This is a genomic window from Pseudomonas sp. GM60, from assembly GCF_000282415.1.
Lineage (GTDB): Bacteria > Pseudomonadota > Gammaproteobacteria > Pseudomonadales > Pseudomonadaceae > Aquipseudomonas > Aquipseudomonas migulae.
Genome location: NZ_AKJI01000151.1, coordinates 1 through 4,874, shown reverse-complemented (window position 1 = coordinate 4,874; position 4,874 = coordinate 1). Strand labels below are relative to the sequence as shown.

Below are 4,874 nucleotides of genomic sequence, written 5' to 3'. Positions count from 1 at the left end.
AGGGGCAAGAGCCCTTTGGTTACTTTGGGGCTTTTCCAAAGTGACTCGCCGTAAGGGCGAAACCATAAGCAGCCATCACCGCAGCAACGGATATGCCCCCACCCAATCCCAAAAACCCTCCCAACCCTAGGTGTGATGAATCTCCCGATCCTTGGTTTCCGGCAAAAAGAACGTCCCAAGAATAGCCGTCATCACCGCAATCACGATCGGATACCAAAGCCCGTAGTAGATATCCCCCGTGGCCGCGACCATGGCGAACGCAACCGTCGGCAGGAAGCCGCCAAACCAGCCATTGCCAATGTGGTACGGCAACGACATCGAGGTATAGCGGATACGCGCCGGGAACAGTTCCACCAGCCACGCCGCGATCGGGCCATAGACCATGGTCACGTAGATCACCAGGATGGTCAGCAGCAGCAACACCATCGGGTAATTGGTCTTCGCCGGATCCGCCTTCTCAGGGTAACCGGCGTCCTTGAGCGAGGTGCCAAGGGTGGCGACGAAGGCATCGTTGCGGGTCTTGAAGTCGGCGGCCGGCATGCCGGTGCCCTCGAAACTCTCGACCACTTTGCCGCCAATGCGAACCTGCGCAACGGTGCCCGGCTCGGCTTTTTCGTTGATGTAGGGGATGGCTTTCTTCGCCAGTACCGTCTTGGCAAGGTCACAGGAACTGGTGAATTTGGCTTTGCCCACCGGGTCGAACTGGAACGAACACTGGTCTGGATCAGCGACCACCGTGACCGGGTTTTTCGCCTGTGCCGCGAACACGTCGGGGTTACCGTACTGGGTCAACGCATGGAAGATCGGGAAGTAAGTCACCGCCGCCAGAATACAACCGGCCATGATGATGCCCTTGCGGCCGATGCGGTCGGACAGGCTGCCGAATATCACGAAGAACGGCGTGCCGATCAGCAGCGAACCGGCGATCAGCAGGTTGGCGGTCTGCGGTTCGATCTTGAGCATTTGCAGGAGGAAGAACAGCGCATAGAACTGTCCGGTGTACCAGACAACAGCCTGGCCGGCAGTACCACCGAGCAGCGCCATGATCACAATTTTGAGGTTTTCCCAACGGGCGAAGGATTCGGTCAGCGGCGCTTTGGACGACTTGCCCTCGGCCTTCATTTTCAGGAACACCGGCGATTCGCTGAGTTGCAGGCGGATGTACACCGAGATGATCAGCAGCAGGATCGACAGCAGGAACGGAATCCGCCAGCCCCAGGCCTCGAACGCTTCCGTACCGAGAACGGTGCGGCAAGCGAGGATCACCAACAGCGACAGGAACAGACCCAGGGTCGCGGTGGTTTGAATCCACGAAGTGAAATAGCCGCGCTTGCCCTTCGGCGCATGCTCCGCGACGTAGGTCGCCGCCCCGCCATACTCACCGCCCAACGCCAGGCCTTGCAACAGTCGCAAGGTGATCAGGATGATCGGCGCCGCGACGCCGATGGTCGCGTAGCCGGGCAGAAACCCGACGATGGCGGTGGAGATACCCATAATGACAATGGTGATCAGGAAGGTGTGCTTGCGTCCGATCATGTCGCCCAGTCGCCCAAACACAATCGCGCCGAAAGGCCGCACGGCAAACCCCGCAGCGAACGCGAGCAGCGCGAAGATGAAGGCGGTTGTCTCGTTGACGCCGGCAAAGAAGTGCTTGGCGATGATCGCGGCGAGCGAGCCGTAAAGGTAGAAGTCGTACCATTCGAACACGGTGCCCAGGGACGAGGCGAAGATGACCTTGCGCTCCTCCCTGGTGATCCCGTGGTTGGGCACGTTGCCCGTGGTGGTGGTGTCGATTACGGCCATGAGTCTTCTCCGTCTTGCTCTTGTTGTAGGCCGGAGCACCTCACTAGCATCGTCGCACCCAGGCCCTGGGGCTGAAGTCATCGGACTACGGAATGCACAAAGCCTGGCAACAGGCTGACCGCCTCACATCACTGCAAGGTTTCATGAAGCATAATCACCTTCGTGCAGATATCCACTCGCCAGCCTGCAAACCCTCAAATACGCGGAGAACCCGCCATGAATCAGCGCAAAACCGGCTACGCCCCCGTCAACGGCCTGCGGATCTATTTCGAGATTCACGGCGCAGCGCACCCCACGCGACCGCCCCTCGTCCTGCTGCATGGCGGCGGCGACACCCTTGAAACCTCATTCGGTCAGATCCTGCCGGTGCTGGCGGCTGAGCGTCAGGTCATTGCCATTGAACAACAGGGTTATGGGCACACAGCGGACATCGTCGACCGTCCGTTCAGCTTCGAGCAATCCGCGGACGACACGGCGGCACTGCTCGCGTATCTGCACATCGGGCGAGCGGACCTGTTCGGTTTCAGCAATGGCGGCACCATCGCCTTGCAGGTGGCGATCAGGCATCCGGACGTCGTGCGCAAGATCGTGGCGGCGTCGGCGCTGGTCAATCGCGACGGTGCCTATCCGTGGCTCTGGGAAGCGATGGCCAACGCCACGCTGGAGAACATGCCGCCGGAACTGCAGGAGGCGTACCTCAAGGTCGCGCCGCAGCCCGGCAATCTGCGGCTGATGCATGACAAGGCAGCCCGGCGCATGCGTGATTTCAAGGACATCCCCGACGACGATATCCGCCGCATCACCGCGCCGACATTGGTGGTGGTCGGCGACGCCGACGTCATCCGCCCTGAACATGCCGTGCAGATGTTCCGGTACCTGGCACACGCGCAGCTTGCCGTGCTCCCCGGTACCGATCACATGCAGGTGACCACGCGCACCGAATGGCTGGTACCAATGATCGACGCGTTTCTCGATGCCTGAAAACGGGCGTCGTGACGCCCGTTTTCAGAGGGCTCAGCCCTGACAGCAGCGCGCCCCGACACGGCAAAAACAGGAGGCGGTGATTTCCACATCGGCCCGCGCCATGGCCAGGTCAAGGCGGGTTCGCGCCGCCGCGGCTTCGGCGTCCCGCCCCAAGCGTTTCAGGCATTCCACATAACCGTGGAGGCTCCAGACATTGTCCAGATGCCAGGACGCACGGCTGAGCGTGTCGTCCAGCCCCAGATCGGCCCGGTAGGCCTGCAAGGCTTCTTCCACCCGCCCCTGCTCCAGTAGCAGCGCACCCAGCGCGTGTCGCACCGGTTGCATCCAGCCCCAAGGCTCGTCGTACGGCAAGTTGTCGTCCAGTGACTGCGCCTCGCGCAGGTGAGCGAACGCGCTGTCGTAGTTGCCTTTGCGGTACTCGATTTCCCCGTGCAGCATGGCGCCGGCCACCGCCAGGATGTCGGTGCATTGATTGTTGAAGAGGTAACGCGTTGGCGGCACGCGGGTCAGCGCATTGATGAACAGCCGTTGTTCGGCTTGCGCGGCGGCGATATGCCCGTTGGCCGCGTGCGCCACGCCTCTGGCGTAATGCAGCATCGCGGTGGTCACGCAGTACAGTTCCTGGTCATTGGGCAATGGAGTGGCGAGGATGTCCTGCCATTTGCCGAAGCGGATCTGCACATGCACCTTCATTGACACGAAGCTTTCCAGCCAGTCGGCCATGGGCGGTTGCTCGACGCGCAGCAGTTCTTCCTTGATGGTCGACATCAGCTCGATGGCGGCGTCCAGCGCCGGTTGGTATTGCCCGAGGAACATCGCCGAGTAGAGTTTGAAATGGTAGTTGTGGCATCGATACAGGGTGTAGAAGTTAAGCGGCCCTTCCCGCTCCAGGAATTTGCGGTCGGCCAGGATCGCTTGGCTATTGGTGTTCATGGCCCCACGGTAATCGCCGCAGAGCACGTCGATGTGCGACGGCATGTGGCGCAGGTGCCCGGCGTCCGGCACCAGGTCGCGCAGAACATCGGCGGCGCGCAACGCTCGTTCGGGATGGGGTGACATTTCCAGGGTGTGGACGTACATGTGCAGCACGCCGGGGTGCGGCGCACCGCCCAGCGCCTGCTCCAGCACAGCCAGCGCTTCGAGGGTGTCGGCGCCCGGCGCGGGTTCACCGGTTTTCAGATCCCACAGCAGCCAGGGTGTGCGGTCAATCAAGGCTTCGGCAAACAGCGCCGCCACATCGGGATCGTCGGGAAAGGCTTTATAGACATCGCGCATCGACACCGCGTAGGCATCGTTCCAGGTGAATAGTTGTTCAACACTGTCGGCAGCGTCGGACTGATAGCGTTGCTCAAGCGCCCGGATCAGCGCTTGTTCCACCGGTTTGGCACCGTCGCAATGCGCCAGCGCAGTACGCGTCGCCAGTCGGGCCTGGGCGACGGCGTCTTTCAACTCCTGTTCGATAAACGCGTCCCAGCGCTTGTTGTAGTTGGGGCCGCTGGCATAGGCGATTCCCCAGTAGGCCATCGCGCAATCGTGGTCGTGTTCGATCGCCTTGCGGAAACAGCGGATGGATTCATCGTGGTTGTAGCCGTAGCACCACAATAATCCGCGGTCGAACCAAAGCTGAGCCTGTGGCGAATGAGTCGTTACGGGGCGGCTGTAGGTACCCAAATCGTAATAGTCGTGCATCGGTTTACCCTCTCGATCAGAGCCTGGAACCTCGCAGGAAATGCCTCACGGCCTGACTTGCCGGAGACCGTCGATAGTTCGGGAGATCCAGCATACCCCGGCTGCTCCAGCCGGGCGGTGCAGCCGACGACAGGCTGGCGCCATGGGTTTTCCCGGATATTCCGCTCACCCGAGCCCCTTTAGGAGCCGGCTTGCTGCGGGCGGCGTTCCGACGATGGAGTGTCAGTCGACAATTCTTTAGCTGACACACCATCGTCGGAACGCCGCCCGCAGCAAGCCGGCTCCTACAAGGGGATGCGGTACTGAGCAGGCATGCGCCCAGACGCCCTTTCGCATCATTGGCAAACCATTGCCGACGTCGATAGTCACCATCAACTCAATGAAGTTCTCATAAAAAT

Annotated in this window: 3 protein-coding genes; 1 reads left to right on the top strand and 2 read right to left on the bottom strand. The window is 61.2% G+C overall.

Annotation, left to right across the window (positions count from 1 at the left end; all coding sequences use genetic code 11):
- Positions 1–126: 126 nt before the first annotated feature.
- Positions 127–1,803, bottom strand: coding sequence for an MFS transporter (locus PMI32_RS02390; RefSeq protein ID WP_008034747.1), 1,677 nt, complete (start codon positions 1,801–1,803; stop codon positions 127–129).
- 216 nt (positions 1,804–2,019) lie between these two features.
- Between PMI32_RS02390 and PMI32_RS02395 the strand changes: the two genes are divergently transcribed.
- Positions 2,020–2,784, top strand: a complete 765-nt coding sequence (locus PMI32_RS02395) for an alpha/beta fold hydrolase (protein WP_008034745.1) — start codon at positions 2,020–2,022, stop codon at positions 2,782–2,784.
- 33 nt (positions 2,785–2,817) lie between these two features.
- Here PMI32_RS02395 and PMI32_RS02400 read toward each other — a convergent pair whose 3' ends face one another.
- Positions 2,818–4,476, bottom strand: a complete 1,659-nt coding sequence (locus PMI32_RS02400; RefSeq protein ID WP_008034742.1) for a tetratricopeptide repeat protein — start codon at positions 4,474–4,476, stop codon at positions 2,818–2,820.
- Positions 4,477–4,874: the final 398 nt, after the last annotated feature.

Coding starts and splice junctions, on each gene's coding strand:
- PMI32_RS02390 (WP_008034747.1), bottom strand. CDS start 1,803: ATGGCCGTAATCGACACCACCACCACGGGCAACGTGCCCAACCACGGG.
- PMI32_RS02400 (WP_008034742.1), bottom strand. CDS start 4,476: ATGCACGACTATTACGATTTGGGTACCTACAGCCGCCCCGTAACGACT.
- PMI32_RS02395 (WP_008034745.1), top strand. CDS start 2,020: ATGAATCAGCGCAAAACCGGCTACGCCCCCGTCAACGGCCTGCGGATC.